Annotated in this window: 25 protein-coding genes and 1 tRNA gene; 18 read left to right on the forward strand and 8 right to left on the reverse strand. The window is 69.9% G+C overall.

Features of this window, described 5'->3' with window-relative positions:
- The first annotated feature begins 163 nt into the window (after positions 1–163).
- Together gltB and BM419_RS00335 are read left to right on the forward strand one after the other, a co-directional pair.
- The gene (gene gltB, locus BM419_RS00330; protein WP_091924315.1) at positions 164–4,879 is read left to right on the forward strand and encodes a glutamate synthase large subunit; all 4,716 of its coding nucleotides are present in this window, start codon (positions 164–166) and stop codon (positions 4,877–4,879) included.
- 102 nt (positions 4,880–4,981) lie between these two features.
- Positions 4,982–6,415: a glutamate synthase subunit beta gene (locus BM419_RS00335; protein ID WP_020091416.1), complete on the forward strand. Its 1,434-nt coding sequence runs from the start codon at positions 4,982–4,984 to the stop codon at positions 6,413–6,415.
- A 35-nt stretch (positions 6,416–6,450) separates the two neighbouring features.
- On the opposite strand, the gene BM419_RS00340 is transcribed toward BM419_RS00335, so the two are convergent.
- The 3 genes from BM419_RS00340 to galE form a co-directional block, all read right to left on the reverse strand.
- Positions 6,451–7,881: an SGNH/GDSL hydrolase family protein gene (locus BM419_RS00340; RefSeq protein ID WP_091924318.1), complete on the reverse strand. Its 1,431-nt coding sequence runs from the start codon at positions 7,879–7,881 to the stop codon at positions 6,451–6,453.
- Between the two features lie 93 nt (positions 7,882–7,974).
- Positions 7,975–9,162 carry a lytic murein transglycosylase gene (locus BM419_RS00345; protein ID WP_091924321.1) on the reverse strand — a complete coding sequence of 396 codons (1,188 nt, stop codon included), beginning with the start codon at positions 9,160–9,162 and terminating at the stop codon, positions 7,975–7,977.
- A gap of 4 nt (positions 9,163–9,166) precedes the next feature.
- Positions 9,167–10,159, reverse strand: a complete 993-nt coding sequence (gene galE, locus BM419_RS00350) for a UDP-glucose 4-epimerase GalE (protein ID WP_091924324.1) — start codon at positions 10,157–10,159, stop codon at positions 9,167–9,169.
- Between the two features lie 171 nt (positions 10,160–10,330).
- On the opposite strand from galE, the gene galU reads away from it, so the two are divergent.
- Positions 10,331–11,200 (forward strand): UTP--glucose-1-phosphate uridylyltransferase GalU, encoded by an 870-nt coding sequence (galU, locus tag BM419_RS00355; RefSeq protein ID WP_091924328.1) that lies wholly within the window; start codon positions 10,331–10,333, stop codon positions 11,198–11,200.
- A gap of 341 nt (positions 11,201–11,541) precedes the next feature.
- On the opposite strand, the gene BM419_RS00360 is transcribed toward galU, so the two are convergent.
- On the reverse strand, positions 11,542–12,444 hold the full coding sequence (locus BM419_RS00360; protein ID WP_091924332.1) for an N-formylglutamate amidohydrolase: 903 nt from the start codon (positions 12,442–12,444) through the stop codon (positions 11,542–11,544).
- Positions 12,445–12,650: 206 nt separating this feature from the next.
- Between BM419_RS00360 and BM419_RS00365 the strand changes: the two genes are divergently transcribed.
- The 4 genes from BM419_RS00365 (at position 12,651) to BM419_RS00380 (ending at position 14,716) form a co-directional block, all read left to right on the forward strand.
- The gene (locus tag BM419_RS00365; RefSeq protein ID WP_003603128.1) at positions 12,651–13,007 is read left to right on the forward strand and encodes a cell cycle two-component system response regulator CpdR; all 357 of its coding nucleotides are present in this window, start codon (positions 12,651–12,653) and stop codon (positions 13,005–13,007) included.
- 116 nt (positions 13,008–13,123) lie between these two features.
- Complete coding sequence (grxC, locus tag BM419_RS00370; RefSeq protein WP_091678081.1) at positions 13,124–13,393, forward strand: glutaredoxin 3; 270 nt, start codon at positions 13,124–13,126, stop codon at positions 13,391–13,393.
- A complete protein-coding gene (locus BM419_RS00375; RefSeq protein WP_091924335.1) occupies positions 13,386–14,243 on the forward strand; it encodes a carbon-nitrogen hydrolase family protein in 858 nt (285 codons plus the stop codon). Before grxC ends, BM419_RS00375 begins: the two co-directional genes overlap by 8 nt.
- Before the next feature lie 20 nt (positions 14,244–14,263).
- Positions 14,264–14,716: a DUF1178 family protein gene (locus tag BM419_RS00380; protein WP_091924338.1), complete on the forward strand. Its 453-nt coding sequence runs from the start codon at positions 14,264–14,266 to the stop codon at positions 14,714–14,716.
- 23 nt (positions 14,717–14,739) lie between these two features.
- Here BM419_RS00380 and BM419_RS00385 read toward each other — a convergent pair whose 3' ends face one another.
- Both BM419_RS00385 and BM419_RS00390 read right to left on the reverse strand, forming a co-directional pair.
- A complete protein-coding gene (locus BM419_RS00385; protein ID WP_091924341.1) occupies positions 14,740–15,228 on the reverse strand; it encodes a disulfide bond formation protein B in 489 nt (162 codons plus the stop codon).
- A 2-nt stretch (positions 15,229–15,230) separates the two neighbouring features.
- Complete coding sequence (locus BM419_RS00390) at positions 15,231–15,812, reverse strand: YqaA family protein (protein ID WP_056522002.1); 582 nt, start codon at positions 15,810–15,812, stop codon at positions 15,231–15,233.
- 124 nt (positions 15,813–15,936) lie between these two features.
- Here BM419_RS00390 and BM419_RS00395 point away from each other — a divergent pair.
- From BM419_RS00395 to BM419_RS00410, 5 genes are all read left to right on the forward strand, one after another.
- Positions 15,937–16,021, forward strand: a tRNA-Leu gene (locus BM419_RS00395).
- Positions 16,022–16,192: 171 nt separating this feature from the next.
- On the forward strand, positions 16,193–17,134 hold the full coding sequence (locus BM419_RS00400; protein ID WP_280141958.1) for an NAD(P)/FAD-dependent oxidoreductase: 942 nt from the start codon (positions 16,193–16,195) through the stop codon (positions 17,132–17,134).
- Positions 17,131–18,051 (forward strand): histone deacetylase family protein, encoded by a 921-nt coding sequence (locus BM419_RS00405; protein WP_175556250.1) that lies wholly within the window; start codon positions 17,131–17,133, stop codon positions 18,049–18,051. Before BM419_RS00400 ends, BM419_RS00405 begins: the two co-directional genes overlap by 4 nt.
- Positions 18,052–18,236: 185 nt before the next feature.
- On the forward strand, positions 18,237–18,410 hold the full coding sequence (locus tag BM419_RS32225) for a hypothetical protein (protein WP_165923050.1): 174 nt from the start codon (positions 18,237–18,239) through the stop codon (positions 18,408–18,410).
- A 143-nt stretch (positions 18,411–18,553) separates the two neighbouring features.
- Complete coding sequence (locus BM419_RS00410) at positions 18,554–18,796, forward strand: hypothetical protein (RefSeq protein ID WP_020091430.1); 243 nt, start codon at positions 18,554–18,556, stop codon at positions 18,794–18,796.
- Positions 18,797–19,006: 210 nt separating this feature from the next.
- On the opposite strand, the gene BM419_RS00415 is transcribed toward BM419_RS00410, so the two are convergent.
- Positions 19,007–19,642, reverse strand: a complete 636-nt coding sequence (locus BM419_RS00415; RefSeq protein ID WP_091924347.1) for a 2-dehydro-3-deoxy-6-phosphogalactonate aldolase — start codon at positions 19,640–19,642, stop codon at positions 19,007–19,009.
- A complete protein-coding gene (locus tag BM419_RS00420) occupies positions 19,639–20,517 on the reverse strand; it encodes a 2-dehydro-3-deoxygalactonokinase (RefSeq protein WP_091924350.1) in 879 nt (292 codons plus the stop codon). The genes BM419_RS00415 and BM419_RS00420 overlap by 4 nt, the downstream gene beginning before the upstream one ends.
- Positions 20,518–20,728: 211 nt before the next feature.
- On the opposite strand from BM419_RS00420, the gene BM419_RS00425 reads away from it, so the two are divergent.
- The 6 genes from BM419_RS00425 (at position 20,729) to BM419_RS00450 (ending at position 25,953) form a co-directional block, all read left to right on the forward strand.
- Entirely contained in the window at positions 20,729–21,487 is a 759-nt protein-coding gene (locus BM419_RS00425; protein WP_026604669.1) for an ABC transporter ATP-binding protein, read from the forward strand.
- Positions 21,480–22,220, forward strand: a complete 741-nt coding sequence (locus tag BM419_RS00430; RefSeq protein ID WP_042674624.1) for an ABC transporter ATP-binding protein — start codon at positions 21,480–21,482, stop codon at positions 22,218–22,220. Before BM419_RS00425 ends, BM419_RS00430 begins: the two co-directional genes overlap by 8 nt.
- 94 nt (positions 22,221–22,314) lie before the next feature.
- Positions 22,315–23,532 carry an ABC transporter substrate-binding protein gene (locus BM419_RS00435; protein ID WP_091924353.1) on the forward strand — a complete coding sequence of 406 codons (1,218 nt, stop codon included), beginning with the start codon at positions 22,315–22,317 and terminating at the stop codon, positions 23,530–23,532.
- Between the two features lie 28 nt (positions 23,533–23,560).
- Positions 23,561–24,448 (forward strand): branched-chain amino acid ABC transporter permease, encoded by an 888-nt coding sequence (locus tag BM419_RS00440; protein ID WP_043380394.1) that lies wholly within the window; start codon positions 23,561–23,563, stop codon positions 24,446–24,448.
- Between the two features lie 20 nt (positions 24,449–24,468).
- Positions 24,469–25,455, forward strand: a complete 987-nt coding sequence (locus tag BM419_RS00445) for a branched-chain amino acid ABC transporter permease (protein WP_020091437.1) — start codon at positions 24,469–24,471, stop codon at positions 25,453–25,455.
- Positions 25,456–25,599: 144 nt separating this feature from the next.
- Entirely contained in the window at positions 25,600–25,953 is a 354-nt protein-coding gene (locus tag BM419_RS00450) for a hypothetical protein (RefSeq protein ID WP_020091438.1), read from the forward strand.
- The last annotated feature ends 27 nt before the right edge of the window (positions 25,954–25,980 follow it).

Consider the following 25,980-nt stretch of genomic DNA (forward strand, 5'->3'; position numbering starts at 1 on the left):
GGTCCGGGTCCTCGATGAACGCAGGCCGACGGACGTGTCCTCCGGGACCGGCCGGATGGCCTGCGGCAAGAGGCCGGGCGCGTGGCGCCGACGGCTTGCGGGCATGAAACATGCTCGCGGGTTCTTGGCTGCGGACGGGTTCGAGGGAAGGACGAGACGAAGCATGTCACAACGCAGACCCGCCGAAGAGTTTGCTGCGTCCACTGCCCAGGCTGCCGCCCCCCGCGGCGGCGCGATGCCGCTCATCGTGCGCGACCCCGCCCTCCCGAAAGCCCAGGGTTCCTACGATCCGGCCCGCGAGCGCGACGCCTGCGGCGTCGGCTTCATCGCCGACATGCACGACCGCCGGACCCACGCGATCGTCGAGCAGGGCTTGAAGATCCTGGAGAACCTCGATCATCGCGGCGCGGTGGGCGCCGATCCCAAGATGGGCGACGGCTGCGGCATCCTCACGCAGATCCCGCACGGCTTCTTCGCCGAGGAGTGCTCGCGCCTCGGTTTCGAGCTGCCGCCGGCGGGCTCGTACGCCATCGGGCAGTTCTTCATGCCGAAGGCGGAGGAGCCGCGGGCGATCATCCAGGAGATCGTCGAATCGTCCCTGGCGGCCGAGGGCCTGCCGCTCCTCGGCTGGCGCGACGTGCCGGTGGACCCGGAGGATCTCGGCGACGCCGTGAAGGCGACCGAGCCGCACCACCGTCAGGTCTTCATCGGCCGGCCCGCCTCGGTCACCGACCAGGACGCGTTCGAGCGCCGGGTCTACGTCGCCCGCAAGGTGATCTCCAACAAGGTCTACGGCCTCGACGATCCGCGGGTGAAGGAGTTCTACCCGGTCTCCGTGTCGACCCGGACCATCGTCTACAAGGGCATGGTGCTGGTCACGCAGCTCGGCGGCTACTTCCTGGACCTGAAGGACGACCGCTTCGTCTCGGCGATCGCCCTCGTCCACCAGCGCTTCGCCACCAATACCTTCCCGACCTGGCGGCTCTCGCACCCCTACCGGTTGGTCGCGCATAACGGCGAGATCAACACGCTGCGCGGCAACGTCAACTGGATGGCGGCCCGCCAGGCGAGCGTCGATTCCGACCTGTTCGGCAACGACATCTCGAAGCTGTGGCCGATCTCCTACGAGGGCCAGTCCGACACCGCCTGCTTCGACAACGCCCTCGAGTTCCTCGTGCAGGGCGGCTACCCGCTCGCCCACGCGATGATGATGCTCATCCCGGAGGCCTGGGCCGGCAATCCGCTCATGAGCGAGGAGCGGCGCGCCTTCTACGAGTACCACGCCGCCCTGATGGAGCCGTGGGATGGTCCCGCCGCCGTGGCCTTCACCGACGGCCGCCAGATCGGCGCCACCCTCGACCGCAACGGCCTGCGCCCGGCGCGCTACATCGTCACCGACGACGGCCTCGTGGTGCTCGCCTCCGAGATGGGCACCCTGCCGATCCCGGACGAGAAGATCGTCCAATCCTGGCGCCTGCAGCCGGGCCGCATGCTGCTGATCGACCTGCAGAAGGGCCGCATCGTCTCCGACGAGGAGATCAAGGGCGAGCTCGCCGCCGCGCATCCCTACGCCGACTGGGTCAAGAACACCCAGATCGTCCTGGAGGACCTGCGCCCGGTGCAGCCGCGCGAGTCCCGCGGCGACGTCAGCCTGCTCGATCGCCAGCAGGCCTTCGGCTACACGCAGGAAGACCTCAAGCTGCTGATGCAGCCCATGGCCGTCACCGGCCAGGAGGCGGTCGGCTCTATGGGCACGGACACGCCGCTCTCGGCGCTCTCCGAGAAGTCGAAGCTGCTCTACACCTACTTCAAGCAGAACTTCGCGCAGGTCACGAACCCGCCGATCGACCCGATCCGCGAGGAGGCCGTGATGAGCCTCGTCTCGTTCATCGGGCCGCGGCCGAACCTGCTCGACATGGAGGGCGCGTCCCGGCGCAAGCGCCTGGAGGTCCGCCAGCCGATCCTCACCAACGCGGATCTGGAGAAGATCCGCTCGATCGGGCATTTCGAGGATCGGTTCGACACCAAGACCCTCGACATGACCTACCCGGCCGAGACCGGCGCGGCGGCCATGGACGGGGCGCTCGACCGCCTCTGCGACCGCGCCGAGGCGGCGGTGCGCGGCGGCTACAACATCATCGTGCTCACCGACCGGGCGGTCGGGCCGGATCGGATCCCGATCCCGGCGCTGCTGGCCACGGCGTCCGTGCACAATTACCTGATCCGCAAGGGCCTGCGGACCTCGGTCGGCCTCGTCGTCGAGTCGGGCGAGCCGCGCGAGGTGCACCACTTCGCCTGCCTCGCCGGCTACGGCGCCGAGGCAGTGAACCCGTACCTCGCCTTCGAGACGCTGCTCGACATGAAGGACGAGTTCCCGCCGGACCTCACCGACGACGAGATCATCTATCGCTACATCAAGGCCATCGATAAGGGCCTGCTGAAGGTGATGTCCAAGATGGGCATCTCCACCTACCAGTCCTATTGCGGCGCGCAGATCTTCGACGCGGTCGGTCTGAACTCGACCTTCGTCGGCCGCGACTTCTTCGGCACGGCGACGACCATCGAGGGCGTCGGCATGGCGGAGATCGCCGAGGAGACCGCGCGCCGACACCGCGACGCCTTCGGTGACGCGCCGGTCTACCGGAACGCCCTGGATGTCGGCGGCGAGTACGCCTACCGCCTGCGCGGCGAGACCCACACCTGGACGCCCGACACGGTGGCGACGCTGCAGCACGCGGTGCGCCTCAACGTGCCGGAGCGGTACCGCGAATACGCCGAGCTGGTGAACCGCCAGGAGCACCAGCTGAAGACGCTCCGCGGCCTGTTCCGCATCAAGTCCGCCGCCGAGCTCGGTCGCGCGCCGGTCCCGCTGGACTCGGTCGAGCCGGCCTCCGAGATCGTCAAGCGCTTCGCCACGGGCGCCATGTCGTACGGCTCCATCTCCAAGGAGGCGCACGAGACGCTCGCCATCGCGCTGAACTCGTTCGGCGGCCGCTCGAACTCGGGGGAGGGCGGCGAGGAGGTCGAGCGGTTCAAGCCGCTGCCGGACGGGCGCTCGCGCCGGTCCGCGATCAAGCAGGTCGCCTCCGGCCGCTTCGGCGTCACGACGGAGTACCTCGTCAATTCCGACATGATGCAGATCAAGGTCGCGCAGGGCGCCAAGCCCGGCGAGGGCGGCCAGCTGCCCGGCCACAAGGTCGACGCCAAGATCGCCAAGGTCCGCTACGCCACCCCGGGGGTGGGCCTGATCTCGCCGCCGCCGCACCACGACATCTACTCGATCGAGGATCTGGCCCAGCTGATCTTCGACCTGAAGAACGTGAACCCGTCGGCGGACGTGTCGGTGAAGCTCGTCTCCGAGGTCGGCGTCGGCACGGTCGCGGCCGGTGTCGCCAAGGCGCGGGCCGACCACATCACGATCTCGGGCTTCGACGGCGGCACCGGCGCGGCGCCGCTGACCTCGCTCAAGCACGCGGGCGGACCCTGGGAGACCGGGCTGGCCGAGACCCAGCAGACGCTGGTGCTGAACGGTCTGCGCGGCCGCGTCGCCCTTCAGGCCGACGGCGGCATCCGGACCGGGCGCGACGTGATGATCGCGGCGCTGCTCGGCGCCGACCAGATGGGCTTCTCGACGGCCCCGCTGATCGCCGCCGGCTGCATCATGATGCGCAAGTGCCACCTGAACACCTGCCCGGTGGGGGTCGCCACCCAGGATCCGGTGCTGCGCAAGCGCTTCAAGGGCACGCCGGAGCACGTGGTGAACTACTTCTTCTTCGTGGCCGAGGAGGTGCGGGAGATCCTCGCCTCGCTCGGCTTCACGAAGCTGGAGGAGGCGGTCGGCCGCTCCGACGTGCTCGACAAGGTCGAGGCCATCGCTCACTGGAAGGCGCGCGGGCTCGACTTCACCAAGCTGTTCCACCGGCCGAAGGTGGCCGAGGGCACGGCGATCCGCCACGTGGAGGTGCAGCACCACCCGATCGACACGGTGCTCGACCGGCGCCTCATCGAGAAGGCGCAGCACGCGATCGAGACCGGCGAGCCGGTGGTCATCGCCGACACCATCCGGAACTCGGACCGGGCGGCGGGCGCGATGCTCTCCGGCATGGTCGCCAAGGCGCACGGCCACGAGGGCCTGCCCGACGACACGATCGTGGTGAAGCTCGCCGGCACGGCGGGCCAGAGCTTCGGCGCCTGGGTGGCGGCCGGCGTGACCGTCGAGCTGACTGGCCACGGCAACGACTACGTCGGCAAGGGTCTGTCGGGCGGCAAGCTGATCATCCGGCCGAGCGACGCGCTGAAGTCGCCGCAGGACCGGACGATCATGGTCGGCAACACCGTGCTGTACGGGGCGATCGCGGGCGAGTGCTACATCCGCGGCTCCGCGGGCGAGCGCTTCGCGGTCAGGAACTCCGGCGCGATCACGGTGGTCGAGGGCATGGGCGACCATGGCTGCGAGTACATGACCGGCGGCGTGGTCGTGTCGATCGGCGAGACCGGGCGCAATTTCGCGGCCGGCATGTCGGGCGGCATCGCCTACGTGCTCGATGAGGACGGCTCCTTCTCGGCGCGCTGCAACCTGTCGATGGTCGACCTGGAGCCGGTCGAGGAGGAGGACGACCTGATGCGTCGCTTCCACCAGGACGGCGACCTGGAGACCAAGGGGCGGGTCGACATCCTGGCCGACATGTCCGGGCACGACGAGGAGCGGCTGACGCAGCTCATCACCAACCATCTCAAGTACACGGGCAGCCCCCGCGCCAAGGCGATCCTCGACGACTGGAGCGGCTACCGCACCAAGTTCGTGAAGGTGATGCCGGTGGAGTACCGCCGGGCGCTACGCGAGATGGAGATGGCGCGGATGCCGGTGGCCGCCGAGTAGGCGGCTTCCTGAGACCGGGCGGGCTCCCGCCCGGTCACGCACCCACACGAGACGACGACGCGGGCAGCGCAGTCAGAGACTGGCCGGCCCAGGGGCTGACCAATGGGCAAGATCACAGGCTTCCTCGAGTTCGACCGGCAGGAGCAGAAGTACCAGCTCGCCGCCGACCGAGTCCGGCACTTCCGCGAGTTCACGCTCCCGCTCGACGAGCACGACCTGACGAAACAGGCCGCGCGCTGCATGGATTGCGGCATCCCGTTCTGCCATGGGCCGACGGGCTGCCCGGTCCACAACCAGATCCCGGACTGGAACGACCTCGTCTTCCAGTCGGATTGGGAGGAGGCGTCCCGCAACCTCCACTCGACGAACAATTTCCCGGAGTTTACCGGCCGCGTCTGCCCCGCGCCCTGCGAGGAGGCGTGCACGCTCAACCTCGAGAACCAGCCGGTCGCCATCAAGACGATCGAGCAGGCGATCGCCGACCGCGCCTGGAACATGGGCTGGGTGAAGCCCGAGCCGGCGCAGACCCGCACCGGCAAGCGCGTCGCGATCGTGGGCTCCGGACCGGCCGGTATGGCGGCGGCGCAGCAGCTCGCCCGCGTCGGGCACGACGTCCACGTGTTCGAGCGCGAGCCGAAGGCGGGTGGCCTTCTCCGCTACGGCATCCCGGACTTCAAGATGGAGAAGCGCCACATCGACCGGCGCGTGCGCCAGATGGAGGCCGAGGGCGTCGTCTTCCACTACAACCAGAACATCGGTGTGACGAAGTCGGTCGACGAGCTCAAGGCCGAGTTCGACGCCGTGATGTTCTGCGGTGGCGCCGAGGATCCGCGCAACCCGCAGCTTCCCGGCCAGGACCTCGAGGGCGTCCACTACGCGATGCCCTACCTCGTCCAGTCGAACCGGCGGGTGAGCGCCGAGCCGATGCGCGGCAACGGCGAGCAGCCGATCCTGGCCGCGGGCAAGAACGTGGTGGTCATCGGCGGCGGCGACACCGCCTCCGATTGCGTCGGCACCGCGTTCCGCCAGGGGGCCCTGTCGGTGACGCAGCTCGACATCCGCCCGCGCCCGCCGGAGCGGGAGGACAAGCTCACCGTGTGGCCCTACTGGCCGACCAAGATGCGGACCTCGTCCAGCCAGGCGGAAGGCGCGGAGCGCGAGTTCCAGGCCGCGACCCTGCGGCTCGAGGGGAACAAGAAGGGCCAGCTCACCGGCGTGGTCTGCGCCCGCGTCGATGCCAAGCGCCAGCCGATCGCCGGCACCGAGTTCGTGCTGCCGGCCGACCTCGTCTTCATGGCGATCGGCTTCGCGGGCTCGGTCCAGAAGGGGCTGCTGGAGCAGTCCGGGGTCGGCGTCGACAAGCGTGGCAATGTCGAGGCGAACGAGGACGACTACCGCACGTCGGACGCGAAGATCTGGGCCGCCGGCGATATGCGGCGCGGCCAGTCCCTGGTGGTCTGGGCGATCCGCGAGGGCCGTCAGGCGGCGCGCGCCATCGACGAGATGCTGATGGGCGCGAGCGTCCTGCCGCGCTGACGGCCTGCTGAGAGCGCGCGAAGGGCCCGCCCGGCTCAGCCGGGCGGCCAGCGGAAATCGTCGGCTCGGCCGGGCTGCGGCATCGGCGCGTTGCCGCGCAGCAGTGTCCGCTCCACGGTCCCGGAATTGTCCGGATCGCGCGGACGGCCATTCAGCAGCGCGCCGCCGGGCGACACCTCGCTCCGGCTCAACGGTACCACGGGGCCGGCCGCGGGCTTCACCGGGAGCGCCGGCACGCCGGGCGGCTCCGGCAGGCTCGGCAGCATCGCGGTGATCTGACGATCGATCGCCGCGGTATCGGTGGCCGGCGCGGTACCGTCGAGGCTCGGCCCGGGTGTCGCGGGCGGTGCGGTCGGCGCCACGGTCGCGGTCGGCGACGGCTCGGCCGTGCCCGGCACCGCGCCCATCAGCCGCTTCAGCTCGACATCGGCGAAGTGTGCCAGCTTCCGATCGCCCGCCTTGGTGAAATGGACACCGTCCGCGGTACGGAGCTTGGCGATCTGGCCTTCCGGATCCGGGCCCGACGCGGCGTACCGGTCTCGGTCGTCGACGAAGCCCGGCCAGATATCGACGTAGGTGCCGCCGGCCTTGGTAACGGTGTCCCGGACGATGTCGTTCAGGGAAGCGAGGTCCCGGCTCAGGGACTCGCTCTGGACCGGCGGCAGCCCGACCCAGATCAGCGGGATCTTGCGGTCGGTGAAGACTTTCGCCAGCGCCTCCACCCGGGCGCGGTAGAGGGCGCGCCAGCGGTCCGTGAGGGGATCTGCCGTCTCGTCGCCTTCGCGGATCGGCTGCCGATCGTTGGCGCCCAACATCACCAGCGCGTAGCGCACCTTCGCATTGCTCTGGAGGTAGTCCTGCGCGACCTTCGGCCAGTCGACCACGTCCTTGCGCACCAGACCGCTGTCGCCCTTCGCGCGGTCGATCACGGCGACGTCGGCATTGTCCTCGAACACGTCGTCGAGGCCCTTGGCGAGATGGTCGGCGAGGGAATCGCCGAAGACGGCGATCTGGACGTTCGGCTCGGTCTTGGCGACCGCGGGCTTCGGCGGTGTCGGCGCCCGGGTCGGACGGACCCGCCGCTTCACCGCGGGGGGCGGACGCTGCGCCTCTCCGGTCGCGTAGGGATTGGTTCGCTGGCGCGGGGCCCGGTAGGTGCGCTCCGGCTGCGGCGCCACCGGCTGCGGCCTGTCCTCCCAGGGCCAGTAGAACTGGCGCGGCGCCTCCTGCTGCGGCGCGTAGCGGGGCTGGCGCCCGGACGTCCCGTCGTCGCGGTAATAGGCGTCCCGCGGCCGCCGGCGCGGCGGCGCTTGGTAATAGGTGCCGCCCTGCTGCTGCTGGTAGCTGTCGCCCCACTGCGCGCGGGCCGGACCGCCCCCGAAAGTCGACACCTCCGCGAGCCCCAACAGGACCGAGAGCCCGAGGATGAGGAGGCGTTCCGAAGGACGCCGACGAGCGAGGACCATGCGCATCCCGTACGCTTTACGCCGAACCGGGCCCGTTCGGACCGCGGCCACTATAGGTGGAAGCCGCACGTGGGTCTAAACCTCTCGCCGGGCTCAGCGTCGCGGCGCTGCCTTCCCGGCCACGCGGGCGAGCAGGGCCGGCGTCGCGTACCCGTCGGCCGGCAATCCGACGCTGATCTGATAGCGCCGCACCGCCTCGCGCAGCTTCGGGCCCGCGCGCCCATCCGTCGGCCCGTCGTAGAAGCCGGAAGCCGCGAGGCCGGTCTGCAGGGCGCGGAGGCCCGGCCCGTCGAGGCGGGCTCCGGCGGGCCACGGCGCGGCCAGCGGCGGACCGCCGGCGAGGCGGTCGGCAAGGTGACCCACCGCCAGCGCGTAGGAATCCGAGGTGTTGTAGCCCCGGACCACCTCGAAATTGTCGGTGATCAGGAAGACCGGCGCGCCGAGGCCTCCGGGCAGGAACAGGCTGGCGCGCCCGGCCCCCGGCAGCGGCTGCCCGTCGGTGCGGCGAACGCCGCGCTCGGTGAAGCTCGCGAGATCGCCCGCGTAGCGGCTCAGGTCGAACTCCTTCGGCAGGCGCACCTCGTAGCCCCAGGAGAGGGTCGGATTCCAGCCGAGATCCTTGAGATAGGCGGCGATCGAGGCCAGCGAATCCGTCGCGCTGGTCCAGATGTCGCGGCGGCCGTCGCCGTCGAAGTCGACCGCGTGGGCCAGGTAGGTGGAGGGCAGGAACTGCACCTGACCCATCGCGCCAGCCCAGCTGCCGCTCATCCGATCGGGCGCGATGTCGCCGCGCTGCAAGATCGTGAGGGCGGCGAGGAGCTCGTCGCGGAATAGGCTGCCGCGGTGCCGCGCCTCGGCGAGCGTCGCCAGCGCCCGGACGGTCGGGACGTTGCCCGCACTCGCTCCGAAATCCGATTCGACGCCCCAGAACGCCATCACCATCGGACCCGGAACGCCGTAGCGGGCCTCGATCGCCGTCAGGGTCGACGCGAGGGTGGCGGCGCGGTCGCGGCCGCGCGCGATGCGGCCGGCCGAGACCGCGCCGACGAGGTACTCCCAGACGGGCCGGCTGAACTCGCTCTGGCGGCGGGTTCGCGCCAGGATGCCGGGATCGGGGCCTGTGATCCCGCGGAACGCCGCGTCGAAGGTCGCGGCGGAGACGCCCCGCGCCGCCGCGTCCGGACGCAGGGCCTCGACGAACGCCTGGAAGGCGTCCTCGGCGCGGGCCAGGCCGGTCGCGAGGCACGCCGCCGCGGCCAGGATCCATCGACGGGAATGCATCCGGTCAGATCCGATTGCGCTTCTCCAGGCGTTCTTCCCAGGCGAGGGCTTGGCCGACGATGGCGTCGAGGTCGTCGTGCCGGGGCTGCCAGCCCAGGCGATCGCGGATGCGCGCCGCCTCGGCGACGATTTGGGCCGGATCGCCGGCCCGGCGCGGGCTCAGCCGCACCTCGAAGTCGCGGCCCGAGATCCGCTTCACGACCTCGACGACCTCGAGGACCGAGTAGCCGCGCCCGTAGCCGCAGTTCAGCGTCAGGCTCTCGCCACCGGAGCGCAGATGGTCGAGGGCGAGGCGATGCGCCTCCGCGAGGTCCGAGACCTGGATGTAGTCGCGCAGGCACGACCCGTCCGGGGTCGGGTAGTCGGTCCCGAAAACGTCGAGCCGGGCGCGCTGGCCGAGCGCCGCCTGCGTGGCCACCTTGATCAGGTGCGTGGCGTTGGGCGTCGACTGGCCGGACCGTCCCTCCGGATCCGCGCCGGCGACGTTGAAGTAGCGCAGGACCACGTAGGAGAAGCCGTGCGCCGCGGCGGCGTCGGCGATCATCCACTCGCTCATCAGCTTCGAGCGGCCGTAGGGATTGATCGGCTTCAGCGGCAGGTCCTCGGGAACCGGCGAGGCCTCGGGCTCACCGTAGACGGCCGCGGTCGAGGAGAAGATGACATTCTTGACGCCGGCACGCACCGACGCCTCGATCAGCGCGCGGGTCTTCACCGTGTTGGCGAGGTAGTAGCCCAGGGGGTCGGCTACGGATTCGGGCACGACGATCTTGGCCGCGAAGTGGGCCAGGGCATCGATGCGGTGCTGCAGGATGGTCTGCGTCACGAGGGCCTGGTCGGCCACGTCGCCGACGACGAGCTTCACACCCTCTGGGACCGCCCAGTCGAAGCCGGTGGAGAGATCGTCGAGGACGACGACCTCCTCATGGCCGGCGTCGAGGAGCGCCAGCACCATGTGGCTGCCGATGTAGCCGGCACCCCCCGTCACCAGAACCGCCATCTCGCCCTCACTGCCGCCATCCCGGCAACTGCTTACGCCTTTGCAGACGGGAAATTTACGCCCCGCCGCCTCATACTAACGATGTACATGCTTGCGACGGCTCGCGTTAAGCTATCTCACTGACCGCACAGCTGACCACGTCGTTCCATCCAGTTCCGGGGTTACCGCTCGATGAAACCGATCCGCAAGGCCGTCCTCCCCGTCGCGGGCCTCGGCACGCGCTTCCTGCCCGCCACGAAGGCGGTCCCGAAGGAGATGCTCACGGTCGTCGACCGGCCAGTGGTGCAGCACGTCGTTGACGAGGCGCGCGCGGCCGGGATCGAGCACTTCATCTTCGTCACCGGCCGCGGCAAGGCGGTGATCGAGGACCATTTCGACATCGCGTTCGAGCTCGACCACACCCTTCAGGAGCGCGGGAAGACGGCCGCCTACGAGGAGCTGAAGAAGGACCTGCCGAAGGCCGGCCAGACCAGCTTCACCCGCCAGCAGGCGCCGCTCGGCCTCGGCCACGCGGTGTGGTGCGCCCGCGAGATCGTCGGCGACGAGCCGTTCGCGGTGCTGCTCCCCGACATGCTGAGCCGCGGCTGCATGCAGCAGATGCTGGCCGCCTACGATCGCCACGGCGGCAACATCATCGCCGTCGAGGAGGTGGCGCCCGAGGAGACGCACCAGTACGGCATCGTCAGCGTGGGCGAGACCTACGGCCAGTCCTTCCAGATCACCGGGATGGTCGAGAAGCCCAAGCAGGGCACGGCGCCGTCGAACTTCATCATCTCCGGGCGCTACATCCTCCAGCCCGAGATCTTCGGGATCCTCGAGCACGGCAAGAAGGGCGCGGGCGGCGAGATCCAGCTCACGGACGCCATGATCGACCTGATGGAGAAGCAGGCCTTCTACGGCATGCGCTACGAGGGCCGGACCTACGATACCGGCTCGAAGCTCGGCTTCCTCACGGCGAATCTCGCCTACGCCCTGGAGCGGAACGATCTCGCAGGACCCCTGCGGGCCGAGATCGAGAAGCTGTTCAAGAGCCAGGGCTGAACGGCGCTGCGGGCGCGGATCCGATCACCGCGCCCCGCTAGGCGACACGTTCGACCGCATCGGTTCTCGCTCTGGTCCGAGCTACGCCTGCACGCGGCGACGCGCGCGGTGGCCAGCGAACGCGCTTCAGGTATGCGCGCAGAGCGGCCGCGGCGGGCGAATTGCGCTTGCTTCTTGTGCGGCGCACTTTAGTTTGTGCGTTGCGAGATCGCGATGGCGTCGCGGTCTCGCTGCCCTTCTTGGGCGTTTCCTCCCTAGACTTCGGGCCGCTCCTTCGGGAGTGGCCTTTTTTCTTTCCGGCATACCGCCGCTCTTCTTCGTGAACGGTCGGGGCAGCGCCCCTATTCCGCGGCCATCTGGCGGGGGACGAGATCGTCGAGGTCCTTGGCGACATCGGCGACGACGCCGCGCAGCGCCTCGACCAGTGCCGGGAAGCCCGTCGTCATCGCGAGGCTGGCCTCGTTCATGTAGAGGCCCCGATTCAGCTCGATCTGGAGCGCGTGGCGGTCGAGGTTCGGCTCGCCGTAATGCTCCGTGATGAAGCCGCCGGCGTAGGGCTTGTTGCGGACCACGCGGAAACCCCGGGCCCGGAACGCGGCCTCGAATCCGTCGATCAGGACGGGTGCGCACGCCGTGCCGTAGCGGTCGCCCAGCACCACGTCGGCTTTCATGTCCGGATCGCGGCCGAGGCTCGAGGACGGCATCGAGTGGCAATCGACGAGCATGCAGTGGCCGTGGGTGCGCGCCGTGCGCTGGACCAGTCCGCGCAGCGCGCGATGATACGGCTTGTACAGGCTCTCGATCCGGGCGGTCGCCTCGGCGACAGGCAGGCGCCGGGCGTAGATCTCCTGGCCGTCGGCGACGACCCGGGGCACGGTCCCGAGACCGCCCGCGACGCGCATCGACCGGGTGTTGGCGAAGGGCGGCAGGCGCCCCTCGAACATGCGCGGGTCGAGTTCGTAGGGCTCCCGGTTCACGTCGAGGAAGGCGCGGGGGAAGTTGGCCCTCAGGAGCGGCGCGCCCAGTCCGACGACCGATTCGAACAGGCGGTCGACGTGGGCATCCTCGGAGCGGCGCAGGGTCAGCGCGTCGAGCCGCGAGGCCGCGATGAAGTCGGGGGGGTAGACGGCCCCGGAATGACCGGTATTGAAGACGAAAGGCAGGGTGTGCGCCGCGGGCTCGTCGACCGCGAAGGCCGGGGCAAATCCGAAGGCGTCTGGCTGTACCGGTTCGGTTGCAGTCATCGGCTGGTGGACACCCCGGCGGTTGAACGAGGACAGCAGGCGCTCACTGTGGTGTGCGATCGATCGCCTGTCCACTCCGCACCGGCGGCCGACGCAGTCGCCCGGGAGACACGCGGCGGCGGCTGCGCGCTCCATCCTAACACCTTGTTTACCATCGCCTCCCTTTATGGGATCAACTTCTCGACTCGAAGGCTCGGATCCGGCCGATGAAAATCCTGCTGGCGGAAGACGACAACGACATGCGCCGGTTTCTGGCCAAGGCGCTGCAGAACGCGGGCTACGATGTCCTGTCCTTCGACAACGGCCTCTCCGCCTACAACCGGTTGCGCGAGGAGCCGTTCGAGCTGCTGCTGACCGACATCGTGATGCCCGAGATGGACGGCATCGAGCTGGCTCGCCGCGCCACCGAGCTCGATCCCGACATCAAGGTGATGTTCATCACCGGCTTCGCGGCGGTCGCCCTCAACCCGGATTCGAAGGCCCCGAAGGACGCCAAGGTCCTGTCGAAGCCCTTCCACCTCCGCGACCTCGTCAACGAGGTCGAGAAGCTCCTGGCCGCCTGATCCTGCCGGTGCTTCGTCGACGGCGCGCGCGCGTTGCCCTGTGACCACACGGGCATAGGCAAGGCGCGCCCCGCGCTCCTATATGTCCCGAGTTCACGCGCGGGACGACGATCGCGATGCAGCCGGTCACAATCTACACCACGGCCTGGTGTCCCTACTGCTCGGCGGCCAAGAGCCTGCTGAAGGAGAAGGGCGCCGCCTTCCAGGAGATCGACGTCGAGCGCGTGCAGGGCGCCCGGTCCGCCATGGTCGAGCGCGCCGGCGGCCGCACCAGCGTGCCCCAGATCTTCGTCGGCGCCACGCATGTCGGCGGCTGCGACGACCTCTACGCCCTCGACCGCGCCGGCAAGCTCGACCCGCTGCTCAAGGACACGGCCGATGCCTGAGCCCCGCTTCACAGCTGCCTGCGTGCAGATGCGGTCGGGGCGCGACCCTGCCGCCAATCGCGACGCGGCCGTGGCGGGCGTGCGCGAGGCGTCGGCGCGGGGCGCGGCCTACGTGCAGACTCCCGAGATGACGTCCCTGGTGGAGCGGAGCCGCGAGCGTCTGTTCGCCCACGTCACCACCGAGGAGCAGGACCCGACCCTGGCGGCGCTCCGCGAGGCCGCGCGTCAGACCGGAACGGTCGTCCAGATCGGCTCGATCGCGGTCAGGGCCGGCGACAAGATCGCCAACCGCGCCTACCTGATCGGCGCCGACGGGGAGATCCTGGCCTCCTACGACAAGCTGCATCTCTTCGACGTCGACCTGCCGAGCGGCGAGCGCTGGCGGGAATCCGCGACCTATTCCGGTGGCGCCTGCGCGGTGCTCGCCGAGACGCCGTGGGCCACGCTCGGCCTGACGATCTGCTACGACATCCGCTTCCCCGCGCTGTACCGCGCCCTCGCCGAGGCGGGCGCCGACGTGCTGACGGCCCCCGCCTGCTTCACCCGGCAGACCGGCGAGGCCCACTGGCACGTCCTGCAGCGGGCTCGGGCCATCGAGACCGGCGCCTTCGTGATCTCGGCGGCGCAGGGCGGTCGGCACGAGGACGGGCGCGAGACCTACGGCCACTCGCTGATCGTCGATCCCTGGGGCCGGGTCCTGGCCGATGCCGGAGGGGACGAGCCGGGGATCATCCTGGCGGAGATCGACCTCGCGCAGGTCGCGGAGGCCCGGGCCCGCATCCCCTCGCTGCAGCACGGCCGGCCCTTCACCGTCGAGCGCGTCGGTCCGCAGGCTCGGGCCGCGCAGTAGTCACCACAGCAAGCAACAGAATGATCCGGTACAGTCTCGTCTGCGATGCCGGGCACGGCTTCGAGAGCTGGTTCCCGTCCTCCGATTCCTACGACACGCAGGTCACGCGCGGCCTCGTGACGTGCCCGGTCTGCGACAGCGCCAAGGTCAGCAAGGCCCTGATGGTGCCGAGCGTCGCCCGCACGGATCGGGAGCGCGCGCTGCCGCCGATCCCGAAGGCGGAGGCGCCGGTGACCATGATCGCCGAGCCGGAACGTCAGGTGCGGGCGATGCTGCGCGCGCTCCGGGAGCACGTCGTGGCGAATGCCGAGCATGTCGGGGCGCGCTTCCCCGAGGAGGCGCGCAAGATCCACTACGGCGAGGCGGAAGGGCGTTCGATCTACGGTGAGGCGAGCCCCGCGGAGGCGCGGGCCCTGATCGACGAGGGCATCGAGGTGGCGGCGATTCCGGTCCTGCCCGACGACCGGAACTGATCGGCCTCGCCGGTCCGCGCGCGTCAGGGACGCAGCGCGGCGGTCCCCGCGAAGGAGGCCAGCACGGCCGAGATCGCGGCGCTCCAGGCGGCGAGCGACACGCCCAGCACTCGGAGCGCGGCCACCGAGCAGTCGACCACCTTCGTGGTCTGCAGGCTGTTGAGGAAGTCGCCGACTTGGCCCGGATTGGCGCCGGTGCCGCCGCCGCAATCGGCAGGTCCCGGCCAGAAGCCCCATTCCGCGCCTGCGTGGTAGACCCCGATCCCGGCTCCGTAGAGCAGGCCGAGGGCCGCGAGCCCGAGGGCGATCCGCGCCAAGCGCTCCGGCAGGAACAGGGCCAGCAGACCCAGCGGCACGGCGGCGTAGTAGGGCAGCCGCTCGGTCAGGCAGAGCTTGCACGGCGCGTAGCCGTATCCGTACTGGAGGACTAGCGCGGCCCCGACGGTGAGGGCGGAGGCGATCGCGAGCCAGAGGCCAGCGGTCTTGAGGCGCAGGGCAGCCGCCGTGTTCATCGCTACAGGATCACCTTGAAGAGCAGGAAGCCGAGGACGATGACGGCGACGGAGATCGCCGCGACCGCGTTCAGGTGCCGGTCGAGCACGCCGCGAATCTGGACACCGTAGCGGCCGAGCAGTCCGGCGAGAATGAAGAAGCGGGCGCCGCGGGTCACGATCGACAGGATCGTGAACCAGAACAGGCTGTAATGCGCGAAACCCGACGTGATCGTCACGAGCTTGTAGGGGATCGGCGTGAGCCCCTTCAGCAGGATCACCCAGTGGCCGTAGCGCGCGTAGGAGTCCTGGAAGGTGGCGGCCGAGTTCTGCAAGCCGTAGAGGCGGATGAGCCACTCACCGACGGAGTCGAACAGCAGGGCTCCGATGGCGTAGCCGACCAGACCGCCGAGGACCGAGGCGACCGTCGTGATCGTGGCGTAGAACCAGACCCGATCCGGCCGGGCGACCGCCATCGGGACGAGCATCACGTCCGGTGGAACCGGAAAGAAGGAGCTTTCGGCGAAGGCCACGGCACCGAGCGCGTAGGGCGCGGACGGCCGGTCACTGAGGGCCAGGATCCACGCGTAGAGCCGGCGGAGCATTCAAGGTCCCGGATTATGAGATCGGCCGCCCTTTGAGCATAGGCGCCCCGCCTTGGCCAGATCGCTGACCGACGCAAAACAACACTTGGCCGGAGCCGCCGACCTATGCGAAGAGCGCTGGCACGCGGGTATGGCGGAATTGGTAGACGCGGGCGACTCAAAATCGCCAGCCGCAAGGCGTGGGGGTTCGATTCCCTCTACCCGCACCACGGCGCCACCGATCACCGCGGGACTTCGCCGGACAGCCGGACCGTATCCGCGTCGCGTACACCGATCCCGTCCATGACAAGCGCGATTCCGTCGCTCTGACGCCGCGTGGCTCGGCCCCTATCTTCGCCCTCACGCGGCGGCGGGGCCGGTCGTTCAGACGGGGCAGGGGCGTGAACGAGCAAGGAATTGTCGCGGTCCTCGGAGCCGGCATGGCAGGCGCGGCCGCCGCGCGCCGGCTGGCCGAGGCGGGCTTCCGCGTCCGGGTCTTCGACAAGGGGCGCGGGGTCGGGGGACGCATGGCGACCCGGCGGGTCGGTGAGATGCAGTTCGACCACGGCGCGCAATTCATGCGTGCGCGCGGGCCCGCCTTCGCGGCCGAGCTCGGCCGGTGGACGCGGCTGGGCATCGTTGCGCCCTGGGCCGGCTCCGACCGCCATGTCGGCGTGCCGGGCATGACGGAGCCCGTCCGCGCCCTGCTCTCGGACCTTCCGGTATCGAGCGCGACGACCGTCGTGCGGCTTCGACGGCAGGGAGCGCGCTGGCACCTCGAGGACGCGGCCGGCACCGTGCACGGCCCGTTCGACGCCGTCGCGATCACCGTCCCGGCCCCTCAGGTCAGGACGCTGCTCGAGGCATCGGGCGTCGCGTTGCCCGGTGTCCGGCGCGCCACCTATGCGCCGTGCTGGTCGCTCATGGTGGCGACGGAGACGCGACCGCGGGATGTCCTCGTCCAGCCTCGGACCGATCCGATCGGCCTGATCGCGCACGATTCCGCGAAGCCCGGGAGGCCTGCGGGCTCGCGGCTCACGGTGCACGCGACGCCCGCCTGGTCCCGCGGACATCTCGAGGCCCCGCGCGAGGCGGTCATCGCCGCGCTTCTCGGAGCGGCCGAGGACGTCCTCGGCGCCACGCTCCGGCCGTCCCACGCGGAGGCGCATCGCTGGCGCTACGCCCAGGTCGAGACCGCCCTGGAGCAACCCTGCCTGTACGATCCGGACCTGCGTCTCGGGGCAGGCGGGGATTGGTGCCTCGGCGCCCGGATCGAGGCGGCCTACGACAGCGGTCAGGCACTGGCCCGGTGCCTCCTGGCCGATCTGGGACGGCCCGCGTGATCCCGCCGATTGCCTTCCATCCGGCCTACGAGGCGCCGCTCCCGTCAGGCCACCGGTTCCCGATGCGCAAGTACGGCCTGCTCGCCGAGACCTTGGTCGCCAAGGGTCTGGCGCCCCTAGGCTTCGTCACGCCGGAGCCCGCCAGTGCCGAGATCCTGCTACGCGCCCACGATTCGGCCTACGTGGACGCGGTGCTCGCCTGCGATGTCGGCCGGGACATCGAGCGGGCGATCGGCTTGCCGGTCGACGCCGCCCTTGTCCGCCGCTCCCGCGCCTCGGTGGGCGGCACCCTCTTGGCCGGGCGCCTCGCCCTCGCGGAAGGCCTCGCGGGCAGCGCCGCCGGCGGCAGCCACCACGCGCGGCGCCGGCAGGGCGCCGGTTTCTGCGTGCTGAACGATGTCGCGGTGGCGGCCCGCACCCTCCAGGCCGAAGGTCTGGTCCGGCGCGTCCTCGTGGTCGACCTCGACGTGCATCAGGGCGACGGGACCGCGGATTGCCTCGCCCTCAGTCCCGACCTGTTCACGCTCTCGATCCATTGCGAGAACAACTACCCGGCCCAGAAGATCGCTGGCGACCTCGACATCGGTCTGCCAGACCGTCTCGATGATGCCGGTTATCTCGATGTCCTGCGCGCCCGCCTGCCGACGCTCCTCGACGCGTTCGCGCCGGATCTCGTCTTCTATAACGCGGGCGTCGATCCCCATCGGGACGACCGTCTCGGCCGTCTCTGCCTCACCGATGACGGACTGCTCGCCCGCGATCGCTACGTCGTGGCGCAGGCCCGCGCCCGTGGGATCGCGCTCGCCGCGGTGATTGGCGGCGGGTACACGCACGATGTCGAGGCCCTGGCGCGCCGTCACGCCCTGGTCTTCGAGGCGCTGGCCGCCGAGGCGGCCGCGGGATCGACGCTCGAGTGAGATGCTGCGTGGGAAACCTGCGTGAGTTCTCGGGGTGAGACCGGATTGCATCACGCGACGGTCGATATGCAGTCCTCGGGTTCACGGGAAAGGTTTTGGGAAGGGCTCCGGTCGAGGATGCGGGGCAGGCGGATTGATGAGGCGGATCCGCTGCTCGCACTCGATGACGCCGTTGGGGATCGACCATGCTCGCGCGGGTCTGGGACGTGGTGAAGGCGACGCTGGCGGTGTCGGCCCTGATCGCCGCCGCCCTCGTCTCGGCGGACAAGCTCGATCGCCAGAGATCACAACCGGTCGCCGGTGCGGCTCTGGTCGAGCCTGCGACGACCGGTGCGATCGCACCGGCGATACGTCCGTGACGTCAGCGGCCTTTCACTCCGCGGCCGCGAACCTGCGTCAGATTGAAACAAGCACGACGGGATATCTTTTCCGGCCTCGGCGTTCTCGCCGGACGCCGAGGCTTGGCCGCTCGCTGCCCCGATCCGCTCAGGAGACATCCTTGATGAAGTCCGCCACTTTCGCCCTCCTCGCGGTTCTCGTCGGTACGGCACCCGCGCTCGCCGAGACCGGCGCGGACCGGGCCGCCTGCACGCCGGACGTGATGCGCCTGTGCGCCGCCCAGATCCCGAACGCGGGAGCGATCACACTCTGCCTCCGCGAGAAGCGGGTGTCGCTGAGCGGTGCGTGCCGGACGGTGGTTGACCGGTCCGATCGGCCGGCTCGCGAGATCGCGAACCGCCGATAGCGCGACACCTCGGCAACCTGCCACGGGCGGCCGGGCCTCGCCGGTGAAGTGCCGACCGCGACGACGCGGCGGCGATCGCGCTGTGAACCGGTCGCGCAGGCGCGGTCAGGCCGCCTGCGGAGGCGCGCATCGAGCGAAGGTCAGGGAGCGCGGCCGACACGCTCTGCCGTGTCTAGCTCGGCCCGACCGGACGGCCCGCCATCGGTGTCTTCAGGCGGAGCGCTCGAACGCCGCCACGTAGGCCGCGGCGTCGCGGGCGACGTCGGCCGCCGCCTTCCCGGGCCGGTAAAGATTGGACCCGAGGCCGAATCCATCGGCGCCCGCCTGCCGCCAGCCCGCGATGGTCTCGGGCAAGACTCCGCCGACGGCCAGAACCCGCGTGTCCGGCGGAAGGACCGCGCGATGCGCTCGGAGCGCCAGGGGCGTCGCGACATCCGCCGGGAACAGCTTCAGCGCGGTTGCTCCCGCCGCCAGGCACGCGAAAGCCTCCGTGGGCGTCTGATAGCCGGGAAGGGAGACAAGGCCCGCCGCGACGGTGGCGCCGATGACGGCCGGATCGGCGTTCGGCGATACCACGAGGGTTCCGCCAGCAGCGGCGACCTCGCCGACCTGAGTCGGCGTCAGGACCGTGCCGGCTCCGACCAGTGCCCGCCCGGCGAGGCGCTCGGCGAGCGCCGCGATGCTCCGGAGCGGGTCCGGCGAGTTGAGGGGCACCTCGACGAGGGTGAACCCGGCCCCGACCAGAGCCTCCCCCACGGCGGGTGCCTCGTCCGGCGTGAGCCCCCGCAGGATGGCGACGAGGGGGCAGGCCGCGAAGGCCGCCTCGAACCGGTCGAGGATGGTCATGCCCGCAGACTCCAGATGGCGTGGATACCGGCCGTGGTTGAACCGTCCGGCACGATCACCGGATCCCCGCCCGCTTCGGTGATGGCGGCGGCGTAGAGCGACCCGAGGCGGCCGCCGCCGAGGAGATGGACCGGGCGCCGCCGGAGGTCGTCCCGGGTGCCGATATCGGCGCCGATCAGGATCCCGCTGGCATGGGCCGCCGCGTCCTCGGGGGCGAGCCGGTCGAGCAGGAGGCCGGAGCGGACCTCGAACAGGGTGGCGGCGAGATTGCGGGACGCGAGGCCGCGCCGGACACCCGCGCGGAAGGGGGCCCCATCCCCGACCGTGCCGTCGAGCGTCCCGGCCAGGATCCCGTGTGCCCGCAGGAGGGCGAAGAATTCTCCGGTCATCACGGTGGTGAAATCCGTGATGGCCCCGTCGACGGTTTCGATCCACTTGTTGTGCGTACCAGGCTGGCAGAACAGGGCCGTCGCCGGCGCCGCGCCCGCTCCGATCGCCCCGAAGACCTGGATCTCCTCGCCCCGCATCACGTCGGGGCGACCACCGCCCCGCAGAGCGACGCCGGGGACGATCCGGACGCCCGGGGCGGGCTCGAGGCAGGCTTCGGCCAGGGCGGTGAGGGTGGCCGGCGCGGCCACGTAGGGCGCCGCCTGCCAGCCTCGGTTGGAGCCGATCATGCCGACGGCGATGATGAGGTCAGCGCCCAGTCGCGCGCGCAGCGCCGCGATCTCCGCCGGATAGGCGTCGGGCGTAAGGGCGAGGACGCCACGCTCGTCGTGCAGGCTGTCGAGAATGACGCCCGCTTCCGAGACGGCGAAGGCCCGCCGGTTCGTCGTGCCCCAGTCGACGGCGATGTAGGCCGGGCGATCGCCCATGCCGAAACCTCTCAGAAGAGCCACGCGAAGAATTGTCTGAGTTAAGTGCGGCGCGCGGCGCGGTCAAGTTCAGTCCGGCGGCCGTCGTGACACGGAGGGCCACTGATATCACTCCCGGGGGATTGTCGCGCCGCCACGAGCGTTTGCGATGGACTGTGCGGCTGGGGATCGGCGATATGGCGGCAAGAAATCGAACCCGGGAGGGACACGCTTGGCACGGGATGTAATCCTGGCGACCGATGGCCTGACGATGGAATTCCGCGGATTCCGGGCCGTCAACGGCGTGGCGTTGCAGGTCGAGCGCGGCACCATCCACGCCCTCATCGGGCCGAACGGAGCCGGCAAGACCACCTGCTTCAACCTCCTGACGAAGTTCCTGATCCCGACTGCGGGGACGATCCGCTACAAGGACCGCGACATCACCGGCCTGAAGGCCGCGGACGTCGCCCGTCTCGGGCTCGTGCGCTCCTTCCAGATCTCGGCCGTGTTCCCGCACCTCACGGTGATGGAGAATGTCCGCATCGCCCTCCAGCGGCGGCGTCGCGGCGATTCCTTCGACTTCTGGCGGCCCGAGCGGGTCCTGCGCGCGCTGAACGGCGAGGCGCTCGCCCTCGTCGAGGCGGTGGGCCTCTCGGACTTCGCCGACGTGCTCGCGGTCGAGCTGTCCTACGGGCGCAAGCGCGCGCTCGAGATCGCCACGACCCTCGCCCTCGATCCGGAGATGCTGCTCCTCGACGAGCCGATGGCCGGCATGGGCCACGAGGACGTCGAGCGCACGGCCCAACTCATCCGCCGGGTCTCGAAGGACCGCACCATCCTGATGGTGGAGCACAACCTCTCGGTGGTCGCCTCGCTGTCGGACCGGATCACCGTGCTGGCCCGCGGGCAGGTGCTGGCCGAGGGCGACTACGCCACGGTCTCGAAGGATCCGCGCGTGGTCGAAGCGTATATCGGGGCGGGACATGCCTGAGGCGGCTCTGAAGACACCTCCGGCGGCCGCGACCGACGCGCTGCTGACCGTCCGCGGCCTCGAGGGCTGGTACGGCGAGAGCCACGTCCTCCACGGCATCGACATCGACGTGCGCGCGGGCGAGGTGATTACGCTCCTCGGCCGCAACGGCGCGGGCAAGACCACGACCCTCCGGGCGATCATCGGGATCCTCGGCAAGCGCTCGGGCTCGATCGTCTACGACGGCGTCGAGACGGTCCGGATGGCCTCGCGCAACATCGCCCGGCTCGGGATCGGCTACGTGCCGGAGGAGCGCGGCATCTTCGCGAGCCTGACGGTCCACGAGAACCTGATGCTGCCGCCGCGGGTGAAGCCCGGCGGCATGTCGGTGGCCGACATCCACACGCTGTTCCCGAACCTCAAGGAGCGCGCGGGCAGCCAGGGCACCAAGCTCTCGGGCGGCGAGCAGCAGATGCTGGCGATCGGGCGCATCCTGCGCACCGGCGCCAAGCTGATCCTGCTCGACGAGCCCACGGAAGGTCTCGCGCCGGTCATCGTCCAGCAGATCGGCCGGACGATCCAGCAATTGAAGACTCAGGGCTACACCATCGTCCTGGTGGAGCAGAATTTCCGCTTCGCCCAGACTTTGGCGGACCGGCACTTCGTGATCGAGCAGGGGCGGGTGGTCGACATGATCCCCAATGCCGAGCTTGACGCCAATATCGACAAGCTGCACGCCTATCTCGGCGTCTGAATCTCGCGCGCGAAAACCGTAGAAGCGCCAGAAAACGGCGACCCGATACTCGGCCGGCGGAGATCCGCCGCGCCGCTGGAGGATGGAAACGAAAATGCTCGGACGCATCGCCCGGCCCGTGACCCTCGCCGCCCTCGCCGGCGCCCTGATGATAGGCACCGCAGCCGCGCAGACGAACGTGAAGATCGGCATCCTGGGCGACCGCTCGGGCGCCTACTCGGACATCAGTGGCGAGGGCTCGGTCGTGGCCGCGAAGCTCGCGGTCGAGGATTTCAAGCCCGAGCAGCACGGGCTGAAGGTCGAGATCGTCTCGGCCGACCACCAGAACAAGCCGGATGTCGGCGCGGCCATCGCCCGGCAATGGTACGACCGCGACGCCGTCGACATGATCACCGACGGCGTGACCTCCTCGGTGGCGCTGGCCATCAGCCAAGTCACCAAGGAGAAGAACAAGGTCTTCATCGATACCGGCGCCGGCACCGCCGACCTCACCGGCCCGCAATGCACGCCGAACACCATCCACTGGGTCTACGACACGGTGGCGCTCGCCAACGGCACCGGCGGCGCGATGGTCAAGCGCGGCGGCAACACGTGGTTCTTCCTCACCGCCGACTACGTCTTCGGCCAGACCCTCCAGCGCGACACCAGCACGGTCATCACCAAGAACGGCGGCAAGGTCGTCGGCTCGGTGAAGACGCCGTTCCCGACCTCGGACTTCTCGTCCTTCCTGCTGCAGGCGCAGGGGTCGGGCGCCAAGGTGATCGGGCTGGCCAATGCCGGCACCGACACGATCAACGCGATCAAGCAGGCGGGCGAGTTCGGCATCACCGAGGGCGGCCAGGCGCTCGCCGGCCTCCTGGTCTTCTCCTCGGACGTGCACTCGCTGGGCACCAAGGTGGCGCAGGGGCTGGTGCTCACCGAGCCGTTCTACTGGGACCTGAACGACCAGACCCGCGCCTTCTCGGACCGGTTCGCCAAGCAGATGAAGAACGGCTCGAAGCCGACCGCGAACCATGCGGGCGTCTACTCGGACGTGCTCCACTACCTGAAGGCTGTGGCCGAGACGAAGTCGACCGCCGACGGCGCGGCCACGGTCGCCAAGATGAAGGCGATGCCGACGGATGACCCGCTGTTCGGCAAGGGCGTGATCCGCGCGGACGGCCGCAAGATCCACGACATGTACCTGTTCGAGGTCAAGAAGCCCGCCGAGTCGAAGGGCGAGTGGGATCTTTACAAGAAGCTCGAGACCATCCCGGGCGACCAGGTCTTCCGGCCGCTCAACGAGGGCAACTGCCCCCTGGTGAAGGGCTGACAGTGGGTTCGGGGCGCGGAGACCGGCCATGACCACGATCTTCGGTGTGCCGACGCAGGCCCTGTTCGGTCAGCTCCTGCTCGGCCTGATCAACGGCTCGTTCTACGCGATCCTGTCGCTCGGGCTCGCGATCATCTTCGGGCTCCTGAACATCATCAACTTCGCCCACGGTGCGCTCTACATGATGGGCGCGTTCGTGGCCTGGATGCTGCTCACCTATGTCGGTCTCGGCTACTGGTGGGCGCTGGGGCTCGCACCGCTCGTGGTGGGCGCCTTCGGCATCGTGCTGGAGCGGGTGCTCATCGCCCGGCTCTACAAGCTCGACCACCTCTACGGCCTGCTGCTGACCTTCGGTCTCGCGCTGATCATCCAGGGCCTGTTCCGCAACCAGTACGGCGTGTCGGGTCTGCCCTACGCGATCCCGGCCGAGCTGTCCGGCGGCCAGCGCCTGCCCTTCATGTTCCTGCCGAACTACCGCGCCTGGGTGGTGGTCGCCTCGCTGACCGTCTGCATCGCGACGTGGCTCGTGATCGAGAAGACCAAGCTCGGCGCCTATCTGCGCGCCGCAACCGAGAACCCGACCCTGGTCCAGGCGTTCGGGGTCAACGTGCCGCTGTTCCTGACGCTGACCTACGGGTTCGGCGTCGCGCTCGCGGGTTTCGCCGGGGTGCTCGCTGCGCCGATCTACTCGGTCAATCCCAACATGGGCGCCGACATCATCATCGTGGTCTTCGCCGTGGTGGTGATCGGCGGCATGGGCTCGATCATCGGCTCGGTGATCACGGGTTTCGCCCTGGGCCTCGTCGAGGGGCTGACCAAGGTGTTCTATCCGGAGGCGTCCGCCACCGTGATCTTCGTGATCATGGTGCTGGTGCTGCTCGTCAAACCCGCCGGCCTGTTCGGGCGCACGGCCTGATCGCGATCTGAGGCACCCCCATGGCCGACACCGCCGCCCTCGACGCCGCCCCGATCGCCGCCGCCGTGCCGACGAGTCGGGACGACAAGGCGCTCCACCGCCTCATCTTCGTGGGCATAGCGGTGCTGCTCGTCGTGGCACCGCTCGTCCTGTACCCCGTCTACCTGATGAAGGTGCTGTGCTTCGCGCTGTTCGCGCTCGCCTTCAACCTCCTGCTCGGCTACGGCGGCCTGCTCTCCTTCGGCCACGCCGCCTATTTCGGCATGGCGAGCTACCTCTGCGCGTACACGGCCAAGAGCCTGGGCTTCACGCCCGAGCTCGCGATCCTCGCCGGCACGGTCACGGCCGCACTGCTGGGTCTGGTCTTCGGCGCCCTGGCGATCCGCCGGCAGGGCATCTACTTCTCGATGATCACCCTGGCGCTCGCCCAGATGGTGTTCTTCTTCTCCCTGCAGGCGAAGTTCACCGGCGGCGAGGACGGCATCCAGGCGGTGCCCCGCGGCAACCTGTTCGGCGCGATCAGCCTCGCCGACGACCGGGTCATGTACGCGGTGGTGGCCGTGGTCTTCATGGCCGGGATGCTGCTGATCTACCGGATCATCCACTCGCCCTTCGGGCAGGTGCTGAAGGCGATCCGCGACAACGAGCCGAGGGCGATCTCGCTCGGCTACCGCGCCAGCCAGTACAAGCTCGCGGTGTTCGTGCTCTCGGCGACGCTGGCCGGGCTCGCGGGCTCCACCAAGGCGATCGTTTTCCAGCTCGCCTCGCTCACCGACGTGCACTGGTCGATGTCCGGCGAGGTGGTGCTGATGACGCTCGTCGGCGGCATGGGGACGGTGTTCGGGCCGATCGTCGGCGCGCTGGTGATCGTCACGATGGAGACCTACCTGGCGCAGTTCGGTGCCTGGGTGACGATCATCCAGGGCTGCGTCTTCGTGCTCTGCGTGCTGCTGTTCCGCGAGGGCATCGTCGGCCTGATCGCCCGGCTGATCCGACGGCCGCTCTAGGACGCGGGATCCGGGGCGGGTGGCGGTTGCAGCGCGGCAACGCCCCCGTCGCGACCTGCAATGGCGGATCGGGGCTACGACTTGTGGTGAGCTTTCGTTAACCAAGACTGCCCACGCTGACGGCTCCACGCTGTCAGGGCCACCATGACCCAGGACCGAACGCTCAGCATCGACGACCCGGCCCTCGACTGCCCGGTCGCACCGGACGTGGTCGGCCGCCTGATCAAGGCCGACCCGGACGGGGCCGCGCTTCTGCTCGACGGGATCCCGGAGGCGACGCGCGCCCGGCTCGCCGTCTGGCTCTACGGCCGCAGTCACACCCACGCGATCGGCGTCCGCGTCGCGGCGACCTGCGAGGGCCCGACCCTCCGGCGGACCGCGGGCCTCGTCGGGAACGTCCTCTACGACCTGTCCCGCCGTCCCGTGGCGGCGGCGAGCCACGGACCGCGCGGGGGCGCCGGCCGCATCTCCCTGGGCGGGTCGAAGCGCCGCGCCTGACGGGTCGGCACGACCGGCCGATTGGAT

It is taken from the genome of Methylobacterium sp. yr668, assembly GCF_900116245.1.
In the GTDB taxonomy this organism is placed as follows: Bacteria; Pseudomonadota; Alphaproteobacteria; order Rhizobiales; family Beijerinckiaceae; genus Methylobacterium.

What these genes read in the sequence shown, in the direction of transcription:
- gltB (WP_091924315.1), top strand. Translation starts at nt 164, where the DNA reads ATGTCACAACGCAGACCCGCCGAAGAGTTTGCTGCGTCCACTGCCCAG.
- BM419_RS00335 (WP_020091416.1), top strand. Translation starts at nt 4,982, where the DNA reads ATGGGCAAGATCACAGGCTTCCTCGAGTTCGACCGGCAGGAGCAGAAG.
- BM419_RS00340 (WP_091924318.1), bottom strand. Translation starts at nt 7,881, where the DNA reads ATGGTCCTCGCTCGTCGGCGTCCTTCGGAACGCCTCCTCATCCTCGGG.
- BM419_RS00345 (WP_091924321.1), bottom strand. Translation starts at nt 9,162, where the DNA reads ATGCATTCCCGTCGATGGATCCTGGCCGCGGCGGCGTGCCTCGCGACC.
- galE (WP_091924324.1), bottom strand. Translation starts at nt 10,159, where the DNA reads ATGGCGGTTCTGGTGACGGGGGGTGCCGGCTACATCGGCAGCCACATG.
- galU (WP_091924328.1), top strand. Translation starts at nt 10,331, where the DNA reads ATGAAACCGATCCGCAAGGCCGTCCTCCCCGTCGCGGGCCTCGGCACG.
- BM419_RS00360 (WP_091924332.1), bottom strand. Translation starts at nt 12,444, where the DNA reads ATGACTGCAACCGAACCGGTACAGCCAGACGCCTTCGGATTTGCCCCG.
- BM419_RS00365 (WP_003603128.1), top strand. Translation starts at nt 12,651, where the DNA reads ATGAAAATCCTGCTGGCGGAAGACGACAACGACATGCGCCGGTTTCTG.
- grxC (WP_091678081.1), top strand. Translation starts at nt 13,124, where the DNA reads ATGCAGCCGGTCACAATCTACACCACGGCCTGGTGTCCCTACTGCTCG.
- BM419_RS00375 (WP_091924335.1), top strand. Translation starts at nt 13,386, where the DNA reads ATGCCTGAGCCCCGCTTCACAGCTGCCTGCGTGCAGATGCGGTCGGGG.
- BM419_RS00380 (WP_091924338.1), top strand. Translation starts at nt 14,264, where the DNA reads ATGATCCGGTACAGTCTCGTCTGCGATGCCGGGCACGGCTTCGAGAGC.
- BM419_RS00385 (WP_091924341.1), bottom strand. Translation starts at nt 15,228, where the DNA reads ATGAACACGGCGGCTGCCCTGCGCCTCAAGACCGCTGGCCTCTGGCTC.
- BM419_RS00390 (WP_056522002.1), bottom strand. Translation starts at nt 15,812, where the DNA reads ATGCTCCGCCGGCTCTACGCGTGGATCCTGGCCCTCAGTGACCGGCCG.
- BM419_RS32225 (WP_165923050.1), top strand. Translation starts at nt 18,237, where the DNA reads ATGCTCGCGCGGGTCTGGGACGTGGTGAAGGCGACGCTGGCGGTGTCG.
- BM419_RS00410 (WP_020091430.1), top strand. Translation starts at nt 18,554, where the DNA reads ATGAAGTCCGCCACTTTCGCCCTCCTCGCGGTTCTCGTCGGTACGGCA.
- BM419_RS00415 (WP_091924347.1), bottom strand. Translation starts at nt 19,642, where the DNA reads ATGACCATCCTCGACCGGTTCGAGGCGGCCTTCGCGGCCTGCCCCCTC.
- BM419_RS00420 (WP_091924350.1), bottom strand. Translation starts at nt 20,517, where the DNA reads ATGGGCGATCGCCCGGCCTACATCGCCGTCGACTGGGGCACGACGAAC.
- BM419_RS00430 (WP_042674624.1), top strand. Translation starts at nt 21,480, where the DNA reads ATGCCTGAGGCGGCTCTGAAGACACCTCCGGCGGCCGCGACCGACGCG.
- BM419_RS00435 (WP_091924353.1), top strand. Translation starts at nt 22,315, where the DNA reads ATGCTCGGACGCATCGCCCGGCCCGTGACCCTCGCCGCCCTCGCCGGC.
- BM419_RS00440 (WP_043380394.1), top strand. Translation starts at nt 23,561, where the DNA reads ATGACCACGATCTTCGGTGTGCCGACGCAGGCCCTGTTCGGTCAGCTC.
- BM419_RS00445 (WP_020091437.1), top strand. Translation starts at nt 24,469, where the DNA reads ATGGCCGACACCGCCGCCCTCGACGCCGCCCCGATCGCCGCCGCCGTG.
- BM419_RS00450 (WP_020091438.1), top strand. Translation starts at nt 25,600, where the DNA reads ATGACCCAGGACCGAACGCTCAGCATCGACGACCCGGCCCTCGACTGC.